This is a genomic window from Pseudomonas sp. FSL R10-0056, assembly GCF_009600105.1.
Taxonomy (GTDB): Bacteria; Pseudomonadota; Gammaproteobacteria; order Pseudomonadales; family Pseudomonadaceae; genus Aquipseudomonas; species Aquipseudomonas bubulae.
The window spans coordinates 1-839 of the sequence record NZ_WIWL01000071.1 but is presented as its reverse complement, the minus strand read 5'-3'; the positions used below and the strand labels follow the sequence as shown (position 1 = coordinate 839).

1 protein-coding gene is annotated in these 839 nt (G+C 55.2%); it reads left to right on the top strand.

What is annotated here, in order from left to right; all coding sequences use genetic code 11:
- The first annotated feature begins 67 nt into the window (after positions 1-67).
- A protein-coding gene (locus tag GHO42_RS03815) for an IS5 family transposase (RefSeq protein WP_371926216.1) occupies positions 68-822 on the top strand; the annotation gives its coding sequence in 2 pieces (ribosomal slippage) (positions 68-394 and positions 397-822; 753 coding nt in all).
- The last annotated feature ends 17 nt before the right edge of the window (positions 823-839 follow it).

The window sequence follows — 839 nt, the reverse complement described above, 5'->3', positions numbered from 1 at the left end:
CTAGGGGGCGTTCTCATTTGAATCGAGCAGGTTAAATCCGTAACCTTCAGTGGATTTGGAGCAGCGGATGAGTCGCCATAGGCTTCTTCATGATGATCAATGGGAACGGATCAAAAATCTGTTGCCAGGCAAGGCCCATGATCGAGGCGTCACCGCACGCGATAACCGTCAGTTTGTCGAAGCGGTACTCTGGATTGCTCGTACGGGTTCGCCGTGGCGTGACCTCCCGGAAACCTACGGTCATTGGCATAGAGTCTATGTGCGCTACAGTCGCTGGTCACGCAAAGGCGTTTGGGTGCAGATGATGGAGGCACTCGCTGCTGACGCTGACTTGGAGCATTTGATGGTGGATGGCAGCATCGTGCGGGTTCACCAGCACGGTGCGGCAAAAAAACAGATCAGGACATCGAGGCCATGGGTAAGTCCCGAGGGGGACTGAGTACCAAGATTCATGCGGCGGTCGATGCTTTGGGCAATCCGATACGCTTGCTGTTAACGCCTGGGCAAGCCTCGGAGTATGGTCAGGCTGAAGCGTTGATCGAGGGTTTCGCCTTCGAGGCCGTCTTGGCCGACAAGGGGTATGACTCAGACGCTTTTGTTGAGGTCATCCAGCGTCGTGGCGCTGAGGCGATCATCCCCTCGAAAAAGAATCGCCTGAACCCTCGCAGCCTTGATCGACATCTGTACAAGGCTCGCAACCTGGTAGAGCGCTTTTTCCAGAAGCTGAAGCAGTTCCGCCGGATAGCGACACGATATGAGCGACTGGCCAGGAATTACCAGTCGATGTTATCCCTTGTGTCTGCTGTCATATGGCTCGCCTGAATGAGAACACCCCCTAG